Raw genomic sequence first — 24040 nt, 5'->3', positions numbered from 1 at the left:
CTTCGAAGATCTGGTGGCCGACAAAACTCCAGTTTCGACTTCTGTCACCGACGTTACCGACACGACAAATCTGTCGCTCAGCGCCACCAACTCTGTTGCCGAAGGCGGCCAGATCACCTACACCGCGACATTGACCAACGCTGCTGGCTCGCCAGTGACCGTGACCTTGTCGAACGGCGCCGTGATCACCATCAAAACAGGCGAAACCACCGGCACCGCAACTGTTCCTGCACCGTCCGACGACGTCTACAAAGATGCCGGTTCCGTCCAGGCGACGATCACCAGCGCTACCGGTGGCAACTTCGAAAATCTCGTGCCGAGCACCACGCCAGCGGTCACTCAGGTCACTGACACCATCGATACTTCGACCGTCAAACTGACAGCTGATACGTCGGTGGCTGAAGGCGGCACTGTGACTTACACCGCCACCGTTGGTGCGCCAGTTACCGGTTCGCCTGTGGTCGTGACCCTGGCCAACGGCCAGACCATCACCATCGCGGTCGGCCAGACCACCGGCACCGTAACCGCCGTCGCACCGAACGATGCGCTGACCGGCAACGCGCCGATCACCAACTCGATCACTGGCGTAACCGGCGGCAATTTCGAGAATCTCGTCGCCGACAAGAGCCCGGTCAGCACCACCGTGACCGACACCGTCGACACCACCAACCTGTCGCTCAGCGCGACCGGTTCCGTGGCCGAAGGTGGTCAGATCATTTACACCGCGACCCTGACCAATGCTGCTGGCTCACCAGTGACCGTGACCTTGTCGAACGGCGCCGTGATCACCATCAAAGCAGGCGAAACCACCGGCACCGCAACCGTTCCGGCACCTTCCGACGACGTCTACAAAGACTCCGGTTCCGTGCAGGCCACGATCAAAACCGCGACCGGTGGCAACTTCGAAAACCTGGTACCGAGCACCACGCCAGCAGTGACCAGCGTCACCGACACCATCGACACCACCACCGTAAAACTGAGTGCAAACGCCACAGCGGCCGAAGGCGGCAATGTCGTCTACACCGCAACCGTCGGCGCACCCGTCACCGGTTCGCCAGTTGTCGTGACGTTGGCCAACGGCCAGAACATCACCATCGCGGTCGGCCAGACCACCGGCACCGTAACCGCCGTCGCACCGAACGATGCGCTGACCGGCAACGCTCCGCTGACCAACTCGATCACCAACGTCAGCGGCGGCAATTTCGAGAATCTCGTCGCCGACAAGACCCCGGTCAGCACCACCGTGACCGACACCGTCGACACCACCAACCTGTCGCTGAGCGCGACCGGTTCCGTGGCTGAAGGTGGCCAGATCACTTACACCGCTACACTGACCAACGCCGCTGGCTCACCAGTGACCGTGACCTTGTCGAACGGCGCCGTGATCACCATCAAGGCTGGCGAAACCACCGGCACCGTGAACGTTCCAGCGCCAGCTGACGACGTCTACAAAGATGCCGGCACCGTGCAGGCGACCATCAGCAGCGCCACCGGTGGCAACTTCGAAAAACTGGTACCGAGCACCACGCCAGCGGTGACCAGCGTCACCGACACCGTCGACACCACCACCGTCAGCATCACTGGCAGCAGCTCGGTGACCGAAGGCCAGACCGCCAACTACACCGTCAGCCTCAATCACCCGGCGCAGACCGAAGTGACCCTGAAAATCGTCTACAGCGGCACTGCTGCCGACGGTTCGGACTTCACCGGTGTGTACACCGTGAAGATCCCGGCGGGCGCCAGCAGCGCGCAGTTCAACGTCGCCACCCTCGATGACAAGATCACCGAAGGCACCGAGAACTTCGTGGTCAAGATCGATTCGGCTACCGGCGGCAACTTCGAGAACCTCGCGGTCAGCAGCACCAATGGCAGCGTCAGCACCTCGATCATCGACAACGATGCACCACCGGTGCTCGATCTGGACGCCAACAACTCCAGCGGCGCGACCGGTGCCGATTACAAAGTGACGTTCACCGAGAACACCCCGGGCGCCGGCGTGTCGATCGCTGACACCGACATCAGCATCACCGACCCGGACAGCACCATGCTGACCGGCGCCACCGTGGTGCTGACCAACCGTCAGGACGGCGATGCGCTGAATCTGGGCAACAGCGTCAACGGCATCACCATCAATGCCAACAGCACCAACGGCACGGTGACCCTGACCCTTTCGGGTAACGCGACCCTGGCCGACTACATGCAGGCCATCAAGAACATCAGCTTCACCAACAGCAGCGAAAACCCGAGCACCGTGCCGCGCGTCATCACCGTGACGGTGACCGATGGCGGCAACTACTCGAACACCGCGACCACCACGGTCAACGTGGTGGCGGTCAACGATGCACCGGTTGCTGCGCCGAGCAATGTCACCGGCACCGAAGACACGCCGCTGATACTCGGCTGGTCGACCTTCGGCGTCAGCGATGTCGACAGCCCGGCGAGCAGCCTCGGTATCAAGATCACGCAGCTGCCGGGCGAGGGCAAACTGCAGTATCTGGACGGCTCGACCTGGAAGGATGTCGCCAACAACCAGACCTTCAGCAAGGCCGACATCGATGCCGGCAAGCTGCGTTTCCTGCCGGATGCCAACGAGTCGGGCACCAATGGTTACGGCGGCACCAGTCTGGGCAACAATCAGGCGGACTACGCGCAGATCAAGTTCCAGCCTACCGATGGCCAGGCGCTGGGCAGCACCGGCACGATCAAGATTGACATCACGCCAGTGGCGGATGCGCCGACCGTGGCCGTGGCCGACAACAGCGTGAAATCCACCGGCCTGATCAAGGAAGTCTGGACCGGTCTGTCGGGCCTGGGCACTGACGGCAGCGGCGCGAACTCGACCACCCTGAAAAATGTCATCGACGCGGCCGGCAAACCGAACTCCAGCACCAACGTCACCAACGTGCAGTCTGACGGCAGCGTCGCCGCCGGTACAGCATCGAAGACCTCTGGCCTGATCTATCTGGAAGCCGGCAAGACCTACAGCTTCAGCGGCATCGCCGATGACAGCCTGCTGATCACCATTGGCGGCAAGAGTGTGGCTTCCGGAACCTGGGGCGCGGGCGGTGCGATCAATGGTTCGTTCACCCCGACCACCAGCGGTTACTACACCCTCGACATCTACCACCACAACCAGAGCGGGCCGGGCAGTTACGACGTCAATTTGTCGGTCAACGGCAGCACGCCAATCGATCTGAGCAACGCCGGCGTGCCGATCTACACCGGCGTGCAGGACCTGATCAACTCGGGCGTGACCGTCTCCGATCTGCACGGCACCAACGGCGAAGGTTATTACGACGGCTACAAGCTCAACACCGGCGCCGAAGGCACCACAGTGAAACTGTCGGCGATCAGCACCGCGCTGACCGACACCGACGGCTCGGAAACCCTGAGCGTGAAGATCAGCGGCGCACCGGTCGGTTCGGTGCTCAGTGATGGCGCGGGTCATACCTTCACCGTTACCGCGAGCAATGGCGAAGCCAACGTCACCGGCTGGAACCTCGGCTCTCTGACCGTGACCCCACCGACCTACTATAACGGCCAGTTCAACCTGACCTTGACTTCGACGTCCACCGAACAGGTCGGCGGCTCGGCAAGCAGCACCGCGACCATTCCGGTCACGGTAGTGCCTGCGGTGTACAACGCGGTCACCGCCACCTCGGGTGATGACAACGTCACCGGCACCGACGCCAACGACATCATCGTCGCTGACATCGGCGGCCTGACCGTGGTGCCGGGCACCAACTACAACATCGCGTTCATGGTCGACAGCTCGGGCAGCATGAGCACTTCGTCGCTGAACGCCGCGAAAGACTCGCTGACCTCGGTGTTCAACAGCCTCAAGCAAAGCTTGGGCGGCAGCAACTCGGGCACGGTGAACATCTTCCTGGTGGACTTCGATACCCAGGTCAACAAGTCGGTGTCGGTGAATCTCAACGACCCGAATGCGCTGACATTGCTCAAAGCAGTGCTGAACTCGATGGCATCCGGTGGCGGTACCAACTACGAGGACGTGTTCAAGACCACGGCCAACTGGTTCCAGAGTGCCGACGCAGTGGCCAACACCGGGGCGAAGAACCTCACGTACTTCATCACCGACGGCCAGCCGACTTACTACCAGACCGGCGAGCAGACCAACCCGACGCTGTATGGCAACGTGAAACTCGACAGCGTGGTGAACACCAGCAACTACAAGCAGGGCGACACGTTCAGCACCTACATCGACAACTCGCACTACCTGACCATCAACAGTGCCGGCAGCGTTGTGCTGCAAACCTACAACTCGTGGTGGGGCTGGAGCAGTGAAACCCTGGGCACGATTCACGCGCAGGGCGACGGCACTTATGAATTGTCGAACCTCGCGGGTACCGGCAACAGCACCAACTCGTCGACGACCAGCAACTCGACCAGCGGCTTTGCCTTGTTGAGCGGGTTGTCGAGCGTCGAAGCCATTGGTCTGAACAACGACGTCAGCCTCAACGACCTCAAGCCGTACGACTCGGACAAAACGCCGCAAACCAACATCGATCCGAAGGACCTGGCCAACTCGATCATCGGCCATACCGAAGCGACGATGCCGGGTAACGACACCGTCAATGGTGGCGAAGGCAACGACATCCTTTTCGGCGATCTGGTCAGCTTCAACGGCATTGCCGGCGAGGGTTACCAGGCGATGCAGGCGTTCGTCGCCAAGGAAACCGGCGTTGATGTCAGCAAAGTCACCACCAGCAATGTGCACCAGTACATCACCGAGCACTATCAGGCGTTCGATGTGTCCGGCGCGCACGATGGCAACGACACGCTGCTCGGTGGCGCAGGCAATGACATCCTGTTCGGCTCGGGCGGCACCGATCTGCTCGACGGCGGCAAAGGCAATGACATCCTGCTCGGCGGCACCGGCAACGACACGCTGATCGGCGGTCAGGGCAATGACATCCTGATTGGCGGTTCCGGTGGCGACACCTTCGTCTGGAAATCGGGCGACACCGGTAACGACGTGATCAAGGATTTCAAAGCCAGCGAAGGCGACCGCATCGACCTGCGCGACCTGTTGCAGGGCGAGACCGGCAGCACGATCGACAACTTCCTGAAAATCACCACAGTGGATGGCACGTCGTCGCTGCAAGTCAGCTCGGCGGGCAAATTCAACTCGGGCGATACCGCTGCGGCCACGCCGGACGTGACGATAAAACTGGAAGGCAACAACTGGGCGAGCGCCAATCTGCACAACCTGATTGCCGGCAGCGACCCGACCATCAAGGTCGATCACAACAACAGCTGAGGCTGAAACAACGACGGCCGCCTCCTGTGGGGCGGCCGTCGCGTTTGCGGGCAATGCAGCGGTGACGATTTGATCGTCGCCCCGCATACTGGCGCGCAGTTGGCTATGCTGCTGACAGCATGACGCTGTTCATTTGTGAGGGATGCTCAATGTTTTACGTGCAACGCGATGCGCAAGGCCAGTTGATTCGCGTGGAAGCTGCGGCGTACGCCGAAGCCACGGAAACGCTGCCCGCCGATAACCATGAAATTCAGGCGTGGTACGCCAACGAAGCCGTGGAAAACAGCCTCAAACAGCTCAAGCAGAGCGACTTTGAAATGATTCGGGTACTCGACGACCTGATTCAGGTGCTGACCCAGAAGGGCGTGATCCGCGTCACCGACCTGCCAGCGGCGGCCCAGGCCAAACTGATGGACCGCACCCAGGCGCGTGAAGCGCTGGGCGGGTTGAGCCAGTTGATCGATGAGGATGAGGGCGGGTTGATCTGATCCTCCCAGGATCCAAAGCTTACCCTCACCCCAGCCCTCTCCCGGAGGGAGAGGGGGCCGATCGAGGTGTCTTGCGCTATCCATCGACCTGAGAGATCGAGTCGATTTAGGATTCAGTGGAGCTCTTGCACGTCGGCGTATCTCGTAAATATCCCACGGCCAGTCCCCTCTCCCTCTGGGAGAGGGTTAGGGTGAGGGCGCTTCTTGGCTCACCCCCAAGGCTTCGGCTCACCGAGCAACTGCCCCTGCACGCCATACAAGCCCATCTCCCGAATCACTGACAGCTCCCCTTCAGTCTCGACCCGTTCGGCAATCAGCGGCAAATCGATGCTGTGCGCCGCGCGCTGGATCGCTTCGATGAACAGACGCTTGTCGCTCTCCTGATCGATCGCGCGAATGTAGCTGCCATCGATCTTCAAGTACGCCAGGCCCAGCCGCGCCAGGTTGCCGATCATGCTGAAGCGCCCGCCGAAGCGCTGCAGGCTCAGCGAGAAACCGAGCTCGCGCAGGCGTCGGGTCAACTGCTCCAGCAATGCCTGTTCAGGCAATTGCTCCTCACCGATTTCCAGAGTCAGCCGCGCGCCAAGATTGGAATGCGCGCGCAGAATTTCGAAGACTTTGTTCAACGCCTGCGGATCGGCCAGCGTTGCCGAGGACAGGTTCAGCGCCAGCGAATCCTCGTGCCCTTTCATCTGCTCGAGCACGCGTTCGAGCATCAGCCGGTCAAGCCGCGCGGTCCAGCCGAAGCGCTCCAGCCACGGCAGGAAACGCCCGGCGGGAATGGTCTGGCCCTGCTCGTCGAGCAAGCGCGACAGGACCTTGTAATGCAGCACAAGTTGCGTGTCCTGCGCGGCGACCACCGGTTGGAAATACAACTCGAAACGCTGCTGACTCAAAGCCTGATCCAGCAGTCGATGCCAAGCGTGATGGTCGTCACCGACCTCCGCCACCAGACTCTGATCGATGCACGCCCAGTTCTGCTCGCCTTGGCCTTCTGCCTGCGCAAGTGCCTGATCGCCCAGTGTCAGCACCGCTTGCGGCGAGTCACCGTGAGCGAACGGCGCCAGCCCGATCGAAGCCACCGTCGGCACATCGGTCGCGCCGGTGGCATGCAGGCTGCTCAAGGCATTGTCGAGATTCTGCGCCAACTGCAACGCTTCCTCACGCACCAGCCCCGGCGCCAGCACGGCAAATTCACCGCCGCGAATGCGCGTCACCAGATCCTGGGTTTGTGGATATCTGGCGCACTCGCGGGTCAGTTGCTCGCCGACGGCCTTGAGCAACTGGTCGGTGCGCTGGCCGCCGAGACGCTGGTTGAGTCCGGCCAGGTCCTTGACCCGCAACAGCAGCAGGTAACCGGAACTGGCCTGTTCCGGATTGCTCACGCGGTTGTTCAACTGCATCTCGAAATAGCGGCGGTTGGCCAGGCCGGTGAGGTTGTCCTGATAGGACTCGGTACGCAGTTTTTCACTGCGCTCGGCCTGCTCCTGGAACAGCGTCTTGAGCTTCTCGACCATCTGATTCATTGCCTGCACCACGCGACGCAATTCAGGCGTGCGCGGCAGATCCGGCAGGCTGAGAAACTCGCGGCGGGCAATCGCATGGGACTGCTGGACCATGTAATCGAGCGGCTTCAACTGCCGACGCAGCAACAGCGCGCCGAGCACCGCGCTCAGTGCGCCGCAGATCAGCAACCAGCCAAGGCTGCCCAGTGCGCTCTGCCATAGCTTGGCCACGGCGAACATTGGATGGCTGACCACCTCGACCCGCGCCGCCTGCTCCCAGCCACGGCTGACCAGCGCATCGCCACCCGCTGGTTCGAGGCCGATCAGTCTGACGAACCAGTCCGGCACATTGCTCACCGCCGGGGTACCGCTGCGCTCGACGATGGTCTGCTCGGTCTTCACGTCGACCACGCGGATGCTCGCGTAATAACCGCTGTCGAAAATCGAACTGACCAGCAGCTCGACCATCGCCGGGTCGTCGATATTCGGCGTCAGCGACAATGCCAGCGCGGTGGCGGCGTCCTGCGCGTGGGAACGCAACTGGTTGACGTACTGGGTGCGCGAGCTCTCCAGGCTGACCATGAAGCTGCCGGTGAAGGCCACGACCAGGAACAGACAGATAGCGATCAACAGCTGTTTGAACAAAGACATCTGAGCGCGTGCTCCTAGTTAGTCGTCTCGACCGGGAAACCTTCGGCCTGCATTTTTTTCAGCACATCCTGCCAGCGCGACAGGCGTTTGGTGTCGCCGACCTTTTTATTGCCCTTGGGGCCGGGCAAATACAGGCCTTCGGCATTGAAAGAGTAGACCGGCAGCAAATCGGTCCGCTGCGACGCCGGCTGGATCGGATCGATCAGGCTGTCGAGCACCAGCGGCATGGCGTCAGGGGTCGCATAGTACGTCAACACCATGTGCGCGCGGTTCTGGCGCAGCGCCTTGACGTAGGTGATGCGCAGCTTGTCACTGGAAACGCCGAGATGGCGCAGGCTGAAATACTTGGCGATGGCGTAGTCTTCGCAGTCGCCGGCGCCCTTCCACAGCGCTTCGATCGGGGTTTCCCAATAATCCACTTCGCGCCACAGATCGATGTCTTCGACGTAACGCACCTGCTTGTTGAAAAACAGGTTCACCACTTTGAGCTTGTCCATCTCACTGGCCTGCTTCTGCGTCGCCAGCAGATTCTGCCAGGCGTCGATGCGCTGCTGCCCGGCGCCCAGCGGCCCATAAAGAGCCGTGGCCTTGCGGCTGATCGCGGAAAAATCCCAATCGGCGTGCAGACCGCCCAGCATGACGCCGGCCAGCAGCAATGCGCAGCCAAGCCAGCGCAAGGTCCGAGGGATCGCGAAACGTACCGCCACTGCAGGTTTCCAGAAGGACAGAAAGGAAGCGTTTGATGGTGAAGCTTAGCCCGGCAAAAAACAATGGCACCGTGAGATCATCGAAGACACGCTAGACTTGAGATTGCAGCGCTTTGTTTTACAAGGTTTGACAACCTGTAGAGCAATCACTAGTGTCATTTGGATCCAAATATTACGACCTACAGGGTGTGTTGTCGTGACTCAGAAGCCCAAACCGCTGCACAGCATCAAAGTCGAAGGACCGATTCCTGCGCATCTGGCCCGGTCGGTGATTGAAGAAACCCTGCGCTCGGCCATTCTCGATGGCCGCCTGCCGTGTGGCACTGCGCTGCGCCAGCAGGATCTGGCCGATCTGTTCGGGGTCAGCCGCATGCCGGTACGCGAAGCCTTGCGCCAGCTCGAAGCGCAGGAGTTGCTCAGCGTCACCACGCACAAAGGCGCCGTGGTTGCTCCACTGATCCAGGGCGATGCCGCTGAAACCTACGAGTTGCGCATTCTGCTCGAATCCGAGGCAATGCGGCAGTCCATTCCGTTGCTGACTGAGGCCGAGCATCAACTCGCCGCCGGCTACATCGATGAGCTGGAAGCGCAGCACGACTACAACGAGATTGGCCGCCTCAACCGCCTGTTCCACATGGCTCTGTACAGCAAGGCGCCCAACCAGCGACTGCTGCGCCTGGTGGAGGACGGCCTGAACGAAGAAGAACGTTTTCTGCGGTTCAATCTGGAAGCCATGGGCCTGGGCAAGCTGTCTCAGGACGACCATCGCGCCATGCTTCAGGCCGTGATCGAGCGAGACATCCCGCGCTCACTCGAAATGCTGGAGCAGCACCTCAACCGTGGCGTCGAGGTCATCACCCGCTACCTCGCGACTCCCGCGGCACAGAAGCGCCACACCGCGCGCTGATATCTCGCACGTCGAATAATCCCCTTACAAATCTTCGCGACCGCTCTGCTGCCAGCCCTGGCAGCGGATCGGCGTGCGCGCGGCAGCCTGTCCCGTCCTGATCGCCGCAGTTTTCCTCTGGGTCAATGACCAATCGGTAATAGCCGTGACGGCAATTTACCCGCACTCTTCCAGCGCCAACCCTATAGAACGGGGACGCGCCGCCCTGACGGCACAGTCCCCGCAACAGGAACCTATGGAAGGAGCCTTGTCACGGGAAACAGGAAGTCATGGCGCCGGTCCAGGCCAACTTTCGCCCCTATGAATTCAACCAATCTCCTTAGTTAAAAAGTTGCTTCGAGTGAGGCATTCACTCTTGTTTTCAATTTTGGCCGTTATTAGCCGAAAGGAGTAACTACGCCCAAATAAAACTCAGCTTAATAGTTTTATCGGCAACTCTCATACTTGAAAAAAAGCCAACCCGAAATAATTGAAAATAAACTTGTTAAATGCTTTTGGCCTGTATTAGCTTTCTCTCGCCAGGTTTGAACTTCGCTGTTCAGCGCGGCATACCTCACGTACCAAACGCAGCAACCGTGGCGCCGCAACGATGCCACATCGCAAGCAAGGCTTTGCCCGGATAACTTTCCATACAACTTGCTCAACCGCTTACAGCAACTGAAAGAACTGTGCATTTCATATCAATGATAAAGGACATCATGATGCCCACTAAGCAGCAACTCGCCCAGAAGAAAGCCGAACTGAGTATTCACCCGATCTTTTCCGAGATTACTTCGTTATCGGTATTACGCCGTTTCATGGAAACCCATGTATTTGCCGTATGGGACTTCATGTCGCTGACCAAGCGCCTGCAACAGGAACTGACCTGCACGCGTTTACCCTGGTTGCCGCCGCGCGATCCCCACGCGGCGCGGTTGATCAACGAGATTGTGCTGGGCGAGGAATCGGACGATCGCCTCGATGCCGGCCATTACAGCCACTTCGAGTTGTATCTGGATGCGATGCGCGAGATCGGCGCGAGCACTACGGCGGTAGAGCGCTTTGTCGCCCTGCAGCAGGAAGGCGTGAGTTATGACGTCGCGTTGCAGAGCGTCGACGTCGACCCGGCGGCCGCGGAGTTTGTCCGCGATACCTTGCGCGTCGCCCTGGAAGCGCCGGGACACAGCGTTGCCGCCGCGTTCCTGCACGGTCGCGAGAGCGTCATCCCGACGATGTTCCAGCGCATTCTCGATGACTGGGGCATCGGCATCGAACAGGCACCAACCTTCCGTTACTACCTGCAACGGCATATCGAAGTCGATTCCGAAGATCACGGCCCCGCCGCCGAGCAGTTGCTGGAGCGTCTGGTCGACGGCGATCCGCAGCGCGAAGCCGAGGTTTATGCCAGCGCCATCGCCGCCGTGGAAAGCCGCATCGCCTTGTGGGACGGGCTGCGCCTGAGCATGGGCGTGGAAGTTGCCGAGGTGGCCCAATGAACGCTGCCGACTATCAATCCTTCGCCGACGCCTGGGAAAGCCGCGCGACCATTCGCACCCGTCCCCGGCGGCGGCTGGAAGACGATCAGCGCCTGATCTACCCGCTCAGCCGCCAGCCGCTGGTACTCAGCGAAACCTTCCTGCGTGAATGCCCGGAGCAACGTGATTTCGCCCTGGTGCAGACGTTGTACAAATTCATCAACGACGTAGTGATTTTCGAGACCGAAATCGTCGACAAGACCGCCCGCAGCATCGCCAAGAATCGCTTTGCCGTGGCGTTCCCGTTCGCCTGTCGCTACGACGCAATGACCGTGGTGGTCGATGAGGATTACCACGCGCTGGTGGCGATGGATTTCATGCAGCAAACGGTCGCGCTGACCGGTATCGAGCCGATCCAATTGCCCGATGAAATCGAACTGAGCCGGGCAATTCCCGCCGCTGTTGCGCTGGCGCCGAAACACCTGCGCAGCGCGGTGGAATTGATCTGCGTGGCGATCGCCGAAAACACCGTGACCGGTGATGTCGCGGCGTTCGCCCGCGACGATTCGGTCAAGCCGTCAATCAAAGGCCTGATGGCCGACCACTTGCTCGACGAGGGTCGCCACTCGAGTTTCTGGGCGCGGATGGTGCGCATCTATTGGCACACCGCCAGCGACGCGGATCGCGAGACCATCGCGCAGATCCTGCCGGTGTTCATCGGCCATTACCTGACCAACGACATCCAGAAGTCCTTCGATTTGCGCCTGATCGATGCGCTGCCGGTCAGCGAAACCACGCGGCATTCACTGCGCGAGGAAATCGCTGGACTGGCCTTCCCGATCAATCGCCACCACCCGTTGGTGGGCAACATCGTCAGGTTTTTCCACAACAGCTCGCTGCTCGACACACCTTGCGTGCAGCACGCCCTGCGCGACTATCTGGTTTGAGGAGGCCGACATGAAACGTCTCGACATTTTGCTCACCGGCGCCAGCCAGGCCATGACCGATCTGGCCCGGGAGCTCGAACAGCATGGCCATGCTGTGACCCGCAGGGGCGCCACTCAAGCGGCGGTGGATCTGATCATCGACGATGGCTTTATCGCTGCCGGCGACTTCTGCGCCATCCCGCATCTGCACCTGCGCCTGGGTGTCGCCGCGCAAGAGCATGGCGGCCTGCCGACCCTCGACTTGCTGTGCTTTCTCGGCTCGTCGCTGATCAGCCGTGTGCCGATCGGCGATGAGCCGTCCGGCAACGGTCAGTCGCTACGCCAACGAGCGCTCGCCCATGTGGTCGACGAAGTGGCGTTGCTGGTCAGCCGCTTTTCCCGCGACGCCGATTATTTGCGCCATGCCCCGGCCCTCAAAGCGCCGGATTTCGAACGGCTGGAAGACCTGCTGTTTCTCGACAAACTGGCGTATGTCCACCGTCTCAACGACACGGCAAATCCGGCGCTGCTGCAACAAGCGCAGATCCCGCTGATCGAGCGCCTGCGACAAAGCCTGATCGAACATGCCGAACGACCGGCGCTGCATGTCGGCGGGAAGACCATCAGCTACGAGCAGCTGCACGCCCACAGCCGCGCGGTTCAACAGCGCCTGCTGCCCTTGCTCGAGCAACATCCGCAGCCATGGGTGGTCGGTGTCTGCCAAGGTAAAAGCCCGGCGCTGTTCGCCTCGATTCTGGCGATTCTCGGCAGCGGCGCGGTGTACTTGCCGCTGGAGCCGAGCCATCCATTGCCGCGTCAGCAATACATCCTGGAAAACGCCGGCGCGGTGCTGTTGCTTCACGATGGACAGCAGGCGCTCAGCGAAACGATAGCGGGGCTGAATGTCAGTGGCATCGAGGCGACCGACGCGGATTTCAATCGACCGCTAATGCTGCACCGTCCCGAACTTGATGCGCCGTGCATGGCGCTCTACACCTCGGGCACCACCGGGCATCCGAAAGGCGTGCTGCTCAGCCAGGCCAATCTCGCCCACTTCACCGCGTGGTACGCCGACTACGTGCAGTTGCACGCCGGAAGCCGGGTGTTGCAGTTCTCTTCGCTAAGCTTCGATTCGTCACTGATCGACATCTTCCCCAGCCTGCTCGCAGGGGCGGAACTGGTCGTGCCCGACGACACCCAGCGCCGCGATCCTTTGCAACTGGTTGCGCTGATTCGCAGGCGGCAACTGACCCACGCCTTCCTGCCGCCGGCGCTGTTGAGCATCCTGCCGCTGGAGCAACTGGAGGGCGTGCAGTTGATGACCGGCGGTGATGTCTGCGAGCCGTACGTCATCGAGCAACTGACCCGCCAAGGCACCCTGCACAACCTGTATGGCCCGACCGAAGCCACCGTGCTGATCACTGCGCGCCAGCTCAAACCGGGCGACAGCAACCGCACGCTGGGAGGGCCGATCGCCAACAGTCGAGTGCTGATTCTCGACGACGATCTGCAACCGGTGCCCGATCAAACCGTCGGTGAGCTGTTCATCGTCGGCCCCGGTGTCTGTCTCGGTTACCTGAACAATCCGCAACAGACCGCCGAGCGTTATCTGAGCCTGTCATTGCCCGGCGGCGAAACCCTGCGCGCCTACCGCAGCGGCGACATGGCCCAATGGGGCGAGCACGGTATCGAGCTGTGCGGGCGGCGCGACAATCAGGTGAAAATCCGTGGCTTCCGCGTAGAGCCGGAAGAGATCGAACGCTGCCTGCGCGAGAGCCGCTTGTATCGGCAGATTGCCGTTGTCATCGACAGTCAGCGGCGCATTCTGGCGTTTCTCGCCCAGCCACAAACCGAGACTGCCCGCGACGCATTGAAGGCTCACGCCCGGCAGTTTCTGCCGGACTACATGCAACCGGGAGCGTGGACCGAACTGGCGCAGATGCCATTCGCCAGTAACGGCAAAGTCGATCGCAAGGCGCTGTTGGCATTGCCGGTGACGGTGCAGGACAGCGCTGCGAAATGCCTGCCGGCCAATGCTGACGAAGCGCTGCTTCTTGAGGTCTGGGCCGAACTGCTGGAACTGCCTACCAGCGACATTTCCACTGACGAAAGCTTCTTCAATCTCGGTGGTCATTCGATTCTGCTGTCGCGGATGTTGCTGCGCTTGCGTGAGGAATTCGGCCGAAGCATTTCGATCAATCGCTTCATCGAACTGCCCACGATCAGCAAACTGGCGACGCTGGTGCGCGGCACCGATGACAGCGCCGTGCTCAGCGCTCAGGCCATGGCCGACGCCGAGCGCGCGCTGGATATCGAACCGCTGCCGATCAGCCGCAGGGGCGATGTGCACAAGGTCATCGTCACCGGTGCCAACAGTTTTGTCGGCGTGCACATCGTCGAAGCGCTGCTCGGTTGGGGCGCCAGCGAAGTGGCCTGTCTTGTGCGCGACGGCGCCGGGCAAACGGCGGCGCAACGTTTCGCTCAGGCACTGCGCGAAAACCGTCTGGAGCACCTCGACCTGAGCCGTGTGCGGGTTTACGCAGCTGATATCAGCCGTCCGCAACTGGGCCTGGGCGATGAGGATTATCAGCGCCTGGATCGCGAGTTCGGTGCGCTGGTGCACAACGCCGCCAACGTCAACCACGTACTCGATTACGAGTCCCTGGCGGCGGACAACGTCGAGCCGATCTTCGCCCTGCTGAAGCTGTGCGAAGGGCAGCGCAAAAAGGTCTTCAACTTCGTCTCGACCCTGTCGGCATCCAGCACCGTGGATGACGCCGGCCGAGTGCTGGAACTGCCCGCCGCAGCGACGCCGCCGATCTATATTCGCAACGGCTACAACCTGTCGAAATGGGTCGGCGAACGCATTCTCGAACGGGCGCGTGAGCGCGGTGTGCGGGTCAATCTTTATCGCCCTGGCAACATCAGTTTCAACAGCCTCAGCGGCGTTTGCCAGCCGCACAAAAACCGTTTGATGCTGATGCTAAAAGGCTCGATCCAGCTCGGTCAGGTGCCGGCGTTTGCGCTGAATTTCGACCTGATGCCGGTGGACTTTCTCGCCCGCTTCATCGCCTTTCATGCCAGCCGTTATTCAGCGGATCGCGCGGTGTTCAATCTGCACAATCCCGAGCCGCTGAGCTGGGATGCCTACGTCGCGTCGTTCCGCGAAACCGGCAGCGAATTTGCGCTGGTCAGCGTCGCCGACTGGCAGCAGCAATTGAGTCGGGTCGACGCCGACAACGCGCTGTTTGGCGTGCTCGGTTTCTACCTCAACGGCTTCGAAGAAGACATCGGCGACATCTCCCTTATCGGTCACGCCAACGCCGAGGCCGGCGTGCAGCAGATGGGCGCGCACTACCCACAGAAATCCCCGGCGCTGCTGCGTCGCGGCTGCGACTACCTGAAAGAAATCAACTTCATCTGACTCATCAACAAGGAGCAACACCATGAGCAATCTGCAACCCGACACCCTGATCAAAAACCCGCAAGGCTGCCACGTTGTGTCGTCGGTGGAAGTGCCGGCGGACGCGGCAAAAGTCTGGGCGGTCGTTGGCGATTTCGCTGGCTTCGATCGATTCATTCCAGCGCTGTCGCACACCGAAATGACCGGCGAGGGCGTGTCATCGCTGCGCAAGAAAATCTTCAAGGACGGCAACGTCGTGGTCGAACAACTCAACTCGCGCGATGAACAGGCGCGGCGCATGACCTGGACGACGATCTACAACACGTTGGGGGTGGCGAATCTGTGGGCGGCGATGCAAGTGGAATCGCTGAGCGCAGGGAAGTCGCGAGTGACCTGGACGATCATTGCCGAACCGGCTGCGGGTGGGGATGGAGCATTGCCGGGGTTCAGGGATTTCGTGCAGGGGTTTGCCGATGATGCGATGGGCAATGTGCTGAAGCTGTTTGTCTAAGGCTTAGGCTTTGCGGTGATCGTCAGACCGCTTTCGCGAGCAGGCTCGCTCCCACATTTGGAATGCATTTCCCTGTGGGAGCGAGCCTGCTCGCGAAGAACGATAACGCGGTCTGCAATCTGAAAAATCAGATTTTGAAGCTGTCGACCAACTGCTTCAACCGGTTCGCCTGCTGCGACAACGCATCACAATCCTTCAACGTTTCGTTGAGGTTGGCCACGCTCTGCTGGTTCAACAGGTTGATCTGGTTGACGTCGACGTTCAGCGTTTCCACCACCGCCGTCTGCTCCTCAGTCGCAGCGGCCACCGACTGGTTCATACCGTCGATTTCGCCGATGCGCTGGGTCACGCTGACCAGACGCAGACCGGCCTGATTCGCCACCTCCACGCTCTGCTCGCTGGACGCCTGGCTGGCGTTCATCGTGCTCACCGCTTCGCGCGAGCCGACCTGCAGCGAGGTGATCATCTTGTGGATCTCTTCCGCCGATTCCTGGGTGCGATGCGCAAGGTTGCGCACCTCATCGGCGACCACGGCAAAACCGCGCCCGGCTTCACCGGCACGCGCGGCCTCGATGGCAGCGTTGAGCGCCAGCAGGTTGGTCTGCTGCGAGATGCCTTTGATCACATCGAGAATGTGGCCAATGTTGTCGGTGCTCGCGTTCAGGGTTTCGATCTGCGTGCACGACAGGCTGATCTTCTGCGACAGCTCGGTCATCGCCTGAATGGTCTGCTCGACCACCTGACGACCATCATCGGCCTGCTCGGAAGCGCCACTGGCGTGCTGCGAAGCATCCGCGGCGTTGCGCGCAATCTCCTGAGTGGCGGCGCCCAGCTGATTGATCGCCGCCGCGACGCTGTTGGTGCGTGCACTTTGCTCATCGGAACCGACGATCGAAGCGTTGGAGGAAGCCATCACCCGTTGCGACAGGTCATGTACGTGACGGGTCGCCGACGACACTTCGGAAATCGATGCGTGAATCCGTTCAACGAACTGGTTGAACGCGCTGCCCAGTTCACCGAACTCGTCTCTGCTCTCGACCACCAGACGCCGGGTCAGATCGCCCTCGCCTTGGGCAATGTCTTTCATCGCGCGGCCCATGGTGGTCAGCGGCCGCATCAACACGTTGATCAACAGGCTCAACAGCAACGCAATCGCCGCGACTGCGACAAACATGGCGATCAGCGCCGAGGTGCGGAATTGGCTGAGGGCGGCGTAGGCCTTGTCGCGATCGATCGACAGACCGATATACCACTGCGCATTCGGCAAATCGCTGACCGGAGTGAACGAGAGAATACGTTCCTGACCGTTGAGCACGACGTTCTGGTTACCCTTCTCGATGCGCACGCTGGTGTTCGGGTAGATGTCCTTGAGGTTTTTCATCACCTGATCTTTGTCCGGGCTGACGATCACCTGACCGTCGGCACTGACCAGAAATGCATGGCCGAGACCACCGAAGTCCACCGAGTTGATGATCTTCACCAGGGTTTCCAGGCTCAGGTCACCGCCGACCACACCGAGCAATTCACCGTCCTTTTTCACCGGCATGGCGATGGTCACCACCAGGCCACCGACGGCCGCCATGTACGGCGGCGTCAGCATGGTTTTATCGGCGGCCACGGCCTGCTTGTACCAAGGGCGCTGACGCGGATCGTAACCGTCCGGCATCTTCGCATCGGGACGCTGGGTGAACACACCGTTGGCCTGCCCGACATAAGTGAACTGGAAGTTCGACGTGAAGGCCGGCTGATCGACAAGACCCGGCAAGTCGGCATTCCTGCCTTGATGGGCCACGTTCTGCGCGAGGTTTTCCAGCACCAGAATGCGCCCGCTCATCCAGTTCTGCACGCTGCTGGCGGTCAGGTCACCGGCCTGTTGCACGGAGGACTGCAGGTTCTGGCGAATGGTGTTTCGCTGCAGATAATCGTTGTAGAGCGTGAACAACGCGAACGCCAGGACCACGACGCCCGAAGCGGCCAGGAGGATTTTATGGCTGAACTTGAGATTCATTTCATGGGACTTCTTATGCCAAGAGTGGGGATGCGTTTCCGGATGCAACATTCCATGTACGGCGCAGGCAGCGTTCTTCTGGCCGCTCTACTTTGGTGCACGCATTTCTCACCAGTCTGTCGGCCAGCGGCGGAGAAATCTTAGGGGCGCGTGAGAAATGAACCGGGTTTGTGCAGGATTCCCGCCGAACGGCGTGCCAGAGCGGCTGCGAGGGAATTTTTCGCATCAACATGGGGGCGACAGTTGCAAAATCTGTAACCCTTGATGACAATGCGACTAATTATCATTTGTGACGTTCGGGCTGGCGTGGTCATGTCCTCACCTGAGTTGGTCGTACAGGCGCTTTACGGTAGTCATCACGGCTGGCTCAACGCTTGGCTGCGCGCGCGGCTGGGCAACGCAGCGGATGCAGCGGATCTGGCTCAGGACACCTTCCTGCGCCTGCTGCAACGTACCGAACGCCTCGAACTGAAAGCGCCCCGAGCTTTCTTGCGAACCATCGCGCGCGGTCTGGTGATAGACCATTGGCGCCGCGAGGAAATCGAGCGGGCCTATCTGGAAACCATTGCTCACTTGCCTGAAGGCGAAGTACCTGACGCCGAATCGCGCGCGTTGGTGCTGGAACTGCTGGAAAGCATTGCGCGCATGCTGGAAGGACTTAAGCCGAAAGTGCGTCAGGCGTTTCTCCTGGCGCAGTGCGAAGGTTTGACTCACAAACAGATCGCCGAGCAGTTGGGCGTGTCGGTACGTTCAGTGGAACGCTACGTCGCCGATGCGCTGTATCACTGCTATGTGTTGCGGTATGAAAACTGATGCCTGTGGATAACCTCTCACTCGCCCGCCGCGTCGAACCGCGCCAACACGTGGTCAAGCAAGCGATTCACTGGCTGCTGCGGCTGCGCAACAACCACGGCAATTCGCGGCTGACTCGCCAATGTGAGGAGTGGCGCGCCGAGCATCATGAACATGAAATCGCCTGGCAGCGGGTGCAGTCGCTGCAAGCCGAATTGAGTTCCAGTCTGCGCGCCGTGCCGGGTGCGCAGGTCGCTTTCAACACCTTGGAAAACAGTGCGCAGGGGCTAGGCCGACGCCAGGCCTTGAAGTTGTTGACGGGCGCGCTGTTGATGGGCTCCGCCGCGTGGCTGGCCAAGGACAGCGCCGCCTGGCAGCAATGGAGTGCCGACTACGCGACGGCGACCGGCGAACGGCGCGGTTTCCAGTTGCCCGACGGCACGCGCATCGAACTCAACACCGCCAGCGCCGTGGATCTGGATTACACCGCGCAGCAGCGCCTGATCAAACTGACCCGTGGCGAGATCATCGTTACCTGCGGCGGCTCTGACGAGGGTGCGGCGACCGATCGACCGCTGCGCATACAGAATCGCCACGGCAGTTATGCGCCGGTCGATGCGCGTTTCATTTTGCGTCAGGACGATCAGTGCACGCGGCTCAGCGTTACCCGTGGCCGGGTGGTTGTTAGGGCTGGCGGTCATTCGCTTGAAGCGCTCGCCGGGCAGAGTTTTCTGGTCGATCAAAGCGGTTTGCGCGCGGCGCCGACGCCGGATATGGATGCGGGCGCCTGGCTCGACGGTTTGATTGTCACGCGCAATATGCGGCTGGGTGACTTCCTGGCTGAAGTCGCGCGTTATCGCCCCGGTTTTCTGGGATGTACGGAGGCAATTGCTGACCTGCGCCTTTCTGGGGTGTTCCGTCTGGAGGACACCGACAGGCTGCTGGCGGTCCTGCCGCAGACGCTGCCGGTGCAATTGCGTTATCGCACCCGCTGGTGGGTGACCCTGGAACGTGCGGTGTGATTATTTTTGGCGGGTTTTCGCAGGCAGTCCGGCTTAGTCAGTAAGCACTTCAACTCAGCCCCCGCGACTGCCTACGGAAATCCACAATGACTGTCCGCGCCATTTGTAAGAACCCTCTGAATTTCACTGCACCATCGGCACCGCTGCGCCATGCGGTTCGGGCAGCACTGTTGTCCTCCGCGCTGGGCGTCAGCGTATTACCAAGTCTGAGTCTGGCCGCCAACACTGCCGGCACCGAGATCAGCCACCGCTACAACATTGCTGCAGGGCCATTGGGCGAGGCATTGAATCAGTTCGCCCGGCAGGCCGGCATCACCTTGGCGATGACGCCGCAACAGACTCAAGGTCAGCAATCTCCCGGCGTGCAGGGTGAATATTCGACCGATCAGGCCTTGAGCCATTTGCTCGGCGGTACCGGACTGGAAGCCGTCAGCCAGGACGGCGGCAGCTACATCCTGCGCCCAGTCGCTGAAAGCGAAGCACTGGCCTTGCCGACCACCGACATCAAAGGTTTCGCCCTCGGCAACGCGCTGGGCAGCATGGCCGGCTACAACGCCACCCACAGCCAGATCGCCACCAAGACCAGTACCGCGCTGCTGGAGACCTCGCAAAGCGTATCCGTGGTCACACGCGAGCAAATGGATGACCAGGGTTCGCAAACCGTCTCGCAAGCGATGCGCTACACCCCGGGCGTGCTGACCAACCCGTACGGCGCCACCCATCGTTACGACTACGTGGCGATGCGCGGTTTCAACGACGGCTCGGTGGACAACATTTACCTCGATGGCCTCAAGTCGATGGGTGACAGTGGCACCTACAGCACCATGCAGGTCGATCCGTATTTCCTTGAGCGTGTGGACATTCTCAAAGGCCCGTCGTCCGTGCTGTACGGCCGTAGCTCGCCCGGCGGTCTGGTCGCGCTGACCAGCAAAAAGCCGTTGTATGAGGCCTACCATCAGGTGCAGGCCACAGTGGGGACGCAAGGCCAGCGTGGGGTTGGGTTTGACTTCAGCGGTCCGGTCGATGACGACAAGCGCATTGCCTATCGTCTGACCGGATTGAGCGATCAGTCCGACACGCAATTCGATCACAACAAGGAAAAACGCTTCGCCCTCGCGCCGACGCTGAGCATCGATTTCAGCGAAGACACCTCGCTGACCCTGCAGGCCTATCTGCAACACGATCCGGACGGTGGTTACCACGGCGGCGTTCCGGCGGACGGCACGATCCATCAGCGCAATGGCGAGCGCATCTCGCCGCGCTTCTTCGAGGGCGAACCGGGGATCGACGGCTACTCTCGTGACCAGCAGTCGTTCGGCTATCAGTTCGAACATCGCTTCAACGATGTCTTCACCGCGCGGCAGAACTTCCGCTATCTCGATTCCAAAGTGAACATGGATCAGGTCTACGCCTATGGCTGGACCACCCCGACCAGCAATGAACTGAACCGCTATTACACCGGCGGTGATGAGCGCCTGCATGCGTTCATCGTCGACAACATGCTGCAGGCCGAATTCTTCACCGGCGCGACCAAGCACACGGTCCTGATGGGCGCGGATTATCAACGGCGCAAAACCGTGGTCGACTGGACCAGCGGTGGCCTCGCGCCAATCAATGCGTTCAATCCGGTGTACGGTAACTCAGCGATCGAGATGTACGGCGACACCAGCTATCTGCGTCGTCTGGAGCAGACCGGTGTGTATCTGCAAGACCTGATCGAGATGGACAAATGGCGCTTCTCGCTGGGCCTGCGTCAGGACTGGGTCGAGACATCCGATGAAAACCGCATCGCCGAAGCGGGGCGGCCGGTGGGTACAGAGATCAATGATCGGCGCACGAAACTCACTGGGCGTGCCGGCGCTTTATACCTGTTTGATAACGGTCTGGCGCCATACATCAGCTACTCCGAGTCGTTTAACCCGAACTCCTATGCCGACAGCGCCGGCAATCCACTGGCCCCCACCGATGGCACGCAGTGGGAAGTCGGCTTGAAGTATCAGCCGCCGGGCACTGACAACCTGTTTACCGCCTCGCTGTTTCGCATCGATCAGGAAAACCTCGCGACCAAACTACCGCAGGAGAACTTCTATCGCGCGGTCGGCGCCGTACGCTCGCAAGGTCTGGAACTGGAAGCGCATATGCAACTGACCGATAACTTCAAAGTACTCGGCAGTTACACCTTCACTGATATCGAATATTCCAAATCGATGATCAGTACTTTGAGCACGCCCACTGATGTAATCGAGAACAAGGGCAACTCGCCAACTCAAGCGCCGCGCCACATGGCCTCGCTGTGGGCTGACTACAAGTTCGACAGCGCCGCACTTGATGGCCTGCGCTTGGGTGGTGGGGTGCGCTATGTTGGCTACAGCTGGGCCGATGCGGAGAACACGATGAAGGTGCCGTCTTACACGCTGTTCGATGCCTCGATTGGTTATGACCTGGGCAAGGTCGGCTTGAAAGGTGTGGATGTACGGCTCAACGCGAACAACCTGACCAATGAATCCTATGTCGCGTCCTGCGCCAGTCTGAACTTCTGCTACATGGGCGAAGAACGCAACGTAGCGGCGACCGTCAGCTATCAGTTCTAAAGCTATGTCCTGTGCATAAAAAAGCCAGCCCCTGCTATCAGGGGCTGGCTTTGTCGTTTCTTCGGGGTGTTTTGTATGCGTGCGTTTCTGGTTTTGTTGCATCGGTACATTGGCTTGGCCACTGCGACGTTTTTATTGTTGGCCGGGCTGACCGGCAGTGTGCTGGCGTTTAATCACGAACTCGATGAATGGCTGAATCCGCAGTTCTACGAGGCGACGTCAGTGGGTGAGCGCTTGTCGCCGGGCGCGTTGGTAGATGCGGTGCAGACTGCACATCCGAAACTGCAAGTCTGGTACATGGAGTATCCCCATGAGACGGGGCATACGGCGCTGCTGGCGGCCGTTCCTCGTAAAGATCCAGCAACGGGCCAGCCGTTCGATGAGCGCAATCAGGTGTTCTATCTGGACCCGATCAGCGCGGAGCAAAAAGGCGCGCGCTACTGGGGTGAATGCTGTTTTCAACGAGAGAACTTCATCCCGTTCATTCTGGAGTTTCACTACAACCTGACATTACCGGGTAACTGGGGATTGCTGTTGATGGGCCTGGTGGCGATCGCGTGGGTGATCGACTGCTTTGTCGCATTGTTCCTGACCTTGCCGCGCGGCAAGCCCTTCTGGAAGAAGTGGGCGACTGCTTGGAAGGTCAAAGGCGGGCATGCCTACCGCTTGAACTTCGATCTGCATCGCGCCGGAGGATTGTGGTTGTGGCTGCTGCTGTTACCGATCGCCGTCAGCAGCGTAGCGATGAACTTGCCGAGCCAGGTGTTCAAGCCTGCAGTTTCGTTGTTTTCGTCCATCGAGCCGAGCGTTTATGAAGCCAGAGGACGAATGCCCGCCAATCAACTAGGGACGACACAGCTAAGTTATCAACAGGCGTACGAAAGGGCATTGCAGGAAGGGAAACGATTAGGACTGACGGCGGCAATCGGCGAGTTGTATTACAGCTTTGAGTACAACTTCTACGGTGCAGGGTTTGGACAGCACGATACGGACGCACACGGTAAATCCTGGTTGTTCTTTCACGGTACTGATGGTCGATTATTGGGACAGGAGATCGCGGGACAGGGCACGCTTGGAGAGCAGTTCTATCGACTCCAGTTGCCCATACATGGGGGACGGATCATCGGGGTGACAGGGCAGGTAATGATCGCGGTACTGGGTGTGTTGATTGCGGGGTTGTCAGGGACGGGCGTTTACATTTGGTGGCGCAAGTGGCAGGCAAGACGCAGCAGCAAGAGTCGCAGAACGGCCTGATCTTTCGTACACGCTTAAATGACAAAACCCCTGTCTGCGTTAGCAGACAGGGGTTTCGGAATTCAATCTTGACGATGACCTACTCTCACATGGGGAAACCCCACACTACCATCGGCGATACATCGTTTCACTGCTGAGTTCGGGATGGGATCAGGTGGTTCCAATGTTCTATGGTCGTCAAGAAATTCTTTATCTGGCCCGTCAACACGGTAACACGCCAGCAAAAACAGGAACTTCTACTAAAACAAAACCCCAACTGCTTTCGCAATTGGGGTTTCGGAATTTAATCTTGACGATGACCTACTCTCACATGGGGAAACCCCACACTACCATCGGCGATGCATCGTTTCACTGCTGAGTTCGGGATGGGATCAGGTGGTTCCAACGCTCTATGGTCGTCAAGAAATTCGGGTACTGACTCGTGACCGGATGGCCTCGCTTCAGCAAATTGGGGATGTGACAGCTGTCGGTGTTTGTGCGTTTCGAACTTTCGGTTCGTTTCGTCTTCACACACCGCAATCTGGCTTTTAAGCGCAAATT

The 24040-nt window shown here is 60.1% G+C and carries 13 protein-coding genes, 2 rRNA genes and 1 pseudogene; 11 read left to right on the top strand and 5 right to left on the bottom strand.

Going from position 1 to position 24040, the window contains the following annotated elements; translation table 11 throughout:
• A pseudogene (locus PspCFBP13508_RS27155) lies at positions 1–5281 on the top strand (LapA family giant adhesin); the annotation flags it as partial.
• A gap of 149 nt (positions 5282–5430) precedes the next feature.
• Entirely contained in the window at positions 5431–5769 is a 339-nt protein-coding gene (locus tag PspCFBP13508_RS27150) for a hypothetical protein (protein ID WP_016772279.1), read from the top strand.
• Between the two features lie 209 nt (positions 5770–5978).
• On the opposite strand, the gene lapD is transcribed toward PspCFBP13508_RS27150, so the two are convergent.
• Together lapD and lapG are read right to left on the bottom strand one after the other, a co-directional pair.
• Entirely contained in the window at positions 5979–7925 is a 1947-nt protein-coding gene (lapD, locus tag PspCFBP13508_RS27145) for a cyclic di-GMP receptor LapD (protein ID WP_137216272.1), read from the bottom strand.
• Positions 7926–7939: 14 nt separating this feature from the next.
• The gene (gene lapG / locus PspCFBP13508_RS27140; RefSeq protein ID WP_137216271.1) at positions 7940–8632 is read right to left on the bottom strand and encodes a cysteine protease LapG; all 693 of its coding nucleotides are present in this window, start codon (positions 8630–8632) and stop codon (positions 7940–7942) included.
• Positions 8633–8828: 196 nt separating this feature from the next.
• Between lapG and PspCFBP13508_RS27135 the strand changes: the two genes are divergently transcribed.
• From PspCFBP13508_RS27135 to PspCFBP13508_RS27115, 5 genes are all read left to right on the top strand, one after another.
• Complete coding sequence (locus tag PspCFBP13508_RS27135; protein ID WP_137216270.1) at positions 8829–9539, top strand: GntR family transcriptional regulator; 711 nt, start codon at positions 8829–8831, stop codon at positions 9537–9539.
• 698 nt (positions 9540–10237) lie between these two features.
• Positions 10238–11014: a DUF3050 domain-containing protein gene (locus PspCFBP13508_RS27130; protein WP_137216269.1), complete on the top strand. Its 777-nt coding sequence runs from the start codon at positions 10238–10240 to the stop codon at positions 11012–11014.
• Positions 11011–11940 (top strand): diiron oxygenase, encoded by a 930-nt coding sequence (locus tag PspCFBP13508_RS27125; protein WP_137216268.1) that lies wholly within the window; start codon positions 11011–11013, stop codon positions 11938–11940. Before PspCFBP13508_RS27130 ends, PspCFBP13508_RS27125 begins: the two co-directional genes overlap by 4 nt.
• A gap of 10 nt (positions 11941–11950) precedes the next feature.
• Positions 11951–15343, top strand: a complete 3393-nt coding sequence (locus PspCFBP13508_RS27120; RefSeq protein ID WP_137216267.1) for a non-ribosomal peptide synthetase — start codon at positions 11951–11953, stop codon at positions 15341–15343.
• A gap of 22 nt (positions 15344–15365) precedes the next feature.
• Entirely contained in the window at positions 15366–15833 is a 468-nt protein-coding gene (locus tag PspCFBP13508_RS27115; RefSeq protein ID WP_137216266.1) for an SRPBCC family protein, read from the top strand.
• Between the two features lie 127 nt (positions 15834–15960).
• Here PspCFBP13508_RS27115 and PspCFBP13508_RS27110 read toward each other — a convergent pair whose 3' ends face one another.
• Positions 15961–17841 carry a methyl-accepting chemotaxis protein gene (locus tag PspCFBP13508_RS27110; protein ID WP_137216265.1) on the bottom strand — a complete coding sequence of 627 codons (1881 nt, stop codon included), beginning with the start codon at positions 17839–17841 and terminating at the stop codon, positions 15961–15963.
• 312 nt (positions 17842–18153) lie between these two features.
• Here PspCFBP13508_RS27110 and PspCFBP13508_RS27105 point away from each other — a divergent pair, with 312 nt between their 5' ends.
• The 4 genes from PspCFBP13508_RS27105 to PspCFBP13508_RS27090 all read left to right on the top strand — a co-directional run bounded on the left by PspCFBP13508_RS27105 (position 18154) and on the right by PspCFBP13508_RS27090 (position 23500).
• Complete coding sequence (locus PspCFBP13508_RS27105; protein ID WP_039764190.1) at positions 18154–18654, top strand: sigma-70 family RNA polymerase sigma factor; 501 nt, start codon at positions 18154–18156, stop codon at positions 18652–18654.
• Complete coding sequence (locus tag PspCFBP13508_RS27100) at positions 18654–19655, top strand: FecR family protein (protein WP_137216264.1); 1002 nt, start codon at positions 18654–18656, stop codon at positions 19653–19655. The genes PspCFBP13508_RS27105 and PspCFBP13508_RS27100 overlap by 1 nt, the downstream gene beginning before the upstream one ends.
• A gap of 86 nt (positions 19656–19741) precedes the next feature.
• A complete protein-coding gene (locus tag PspCFBP13508_RS27095) occupies positions 19742–22246 on the top strand; it encodes a TonB-dependent siderophore receptor (protein WP_137216263.1) in 2505 nt (834 codons plus the stop codon).
• 75 nt (positions 22247–22321) lie between these two features.
• Complete coding sequence (locus tag PspCFBP13508_RS27090; RefSeq protein WP_137216262.1) at positions 22322–23500, top strand: PepSY domain-containing protein; 1179 nt, start codon at positions 22322–22324, stop codon at positions 23498–23500.
• 66 nt (positions 23501–23566) lie between these two features.
• Here PspCFBP13508_RS27090 and rrf (PspCFBP13508_RS27085) read toward each other — a convergent pair.
• A 5S ribosomal RNA gene (rrf, locus tag PspCFBP13508_RS27085) occupies positions 23567–23682 on the bottom strand.
• Between the two features lie 105 nt (positions 23683–23787).
• A 5S ribosomal RNA gene (rrf, locus tag PspCFBP13508_RS27080) occupies positions 23788–23903 on the bottom strand.
• Positions 23904–24040 lie beyond the last annotated feature (137 nt).

The sequence above is a fragment of the Pseudomonas sp. CFBP13508 genome, from assembly GCF_005233515.1.
Classification (GTDB): Bacteria; Pseudomonadota; Gammaproteobacteria; order Pseudomonadales; family Pseudomonadaceae; genus Aquipseudomonas; species Aquipseudomonas mercuritolerans.
Note: the sequence above shows the minus strand (reverse complement) of the source record. Positions and strands in the feature narration are given on the sequence as shown.

What these genes read in the sequence shown, in the direction of transcription:
- PspCFBP13508_RS27090 (WP_137216262.1), top strand. Translation starts at nt 22,322, where the DNA reads ATGCGTGCGTTTCTGGTTTTGTTGCATCGGTACATTGGCTTGGCCACT.
- PspCFBP13508_RS27115 (WP_137216266.1), top strand. Translation starts at nt 15,366, where the DNA reads ATGAGCAATCTGCAACCCGACACCCTGATCAAAAACCCGCAAGGCTGC.
- PspCFBP13508_RS27100 (WP_137216264.1), top strand. Translation starts at nt 18,654, where the DNA reads ATGCCTGTGGATAACCTCTCACTCGCCCGCCGCGTCGAACCGCGCCAA.
- PspCFBP13508_RS27095 (WP_137216263.1), top strand. Translation starts at nt 19,742, where the DNA reads ATGACTGTCCGCGCCATTTGTAAGAACCCTCTGAATTTCACTGCACCA.
- PspCFBP13508_RS27130 (WP_137216269.1), top strand. Translation starts at nt 10,238, where the DNA reads ATGATGCCCACTAAGCAGCAACTCGCCCAGAAGAAAGCCGAACTGAGT.
- PspCFBP13508_RS27150 (WP_016772279.1), top strand. Translation starts at nt 5,431, where the DNA reads ATGTTTTACGTGCAACGCGATGCGCAAGGCCAGTTGATTCGCGTGGAA.
- PspCFBP13508_RS27125 (WP_137216268.1), top strand. Translation starts at nt 11,011, where the DNA reads ATGAACGCTGCCGACTATCAATCCTTCGCCGACGCCTGGGAAAGCCGC.
- lapD (WP_137216272.1), bottom strand. Translation starts at nt 7,925, where the DNA reads ATGTCTTTGTTCAAACAGCTGTTGATCGCTATCTGTCTGTTCCTGGTC.
- PspCFBP13508_RS27120 (WP_137216267.1), top strand. Translation starts at nt 11,951, where the DNA reads ATGAAACGTCTCGACATTTTGCTCACCGGCGCCAGCCAGGCCATGACC.
- PspCFBP13508_RS27105 (WP_039764190.1), top strand. Translation starts at nt 18,154, where the DNA reads ATGTCCTCACCTGAGTTGGTCGTACAGGCGCTTTACGGTAGTCATCAC.
- PspCFBP13508_RS27110 (WP_137216265.1), bottom strand. Translation starts at nt 17,841, where the DNA reads ATGAATCTCAAGTTCAGCCATAAAATCCTCCTGGCCGCTTCGGGCGTC.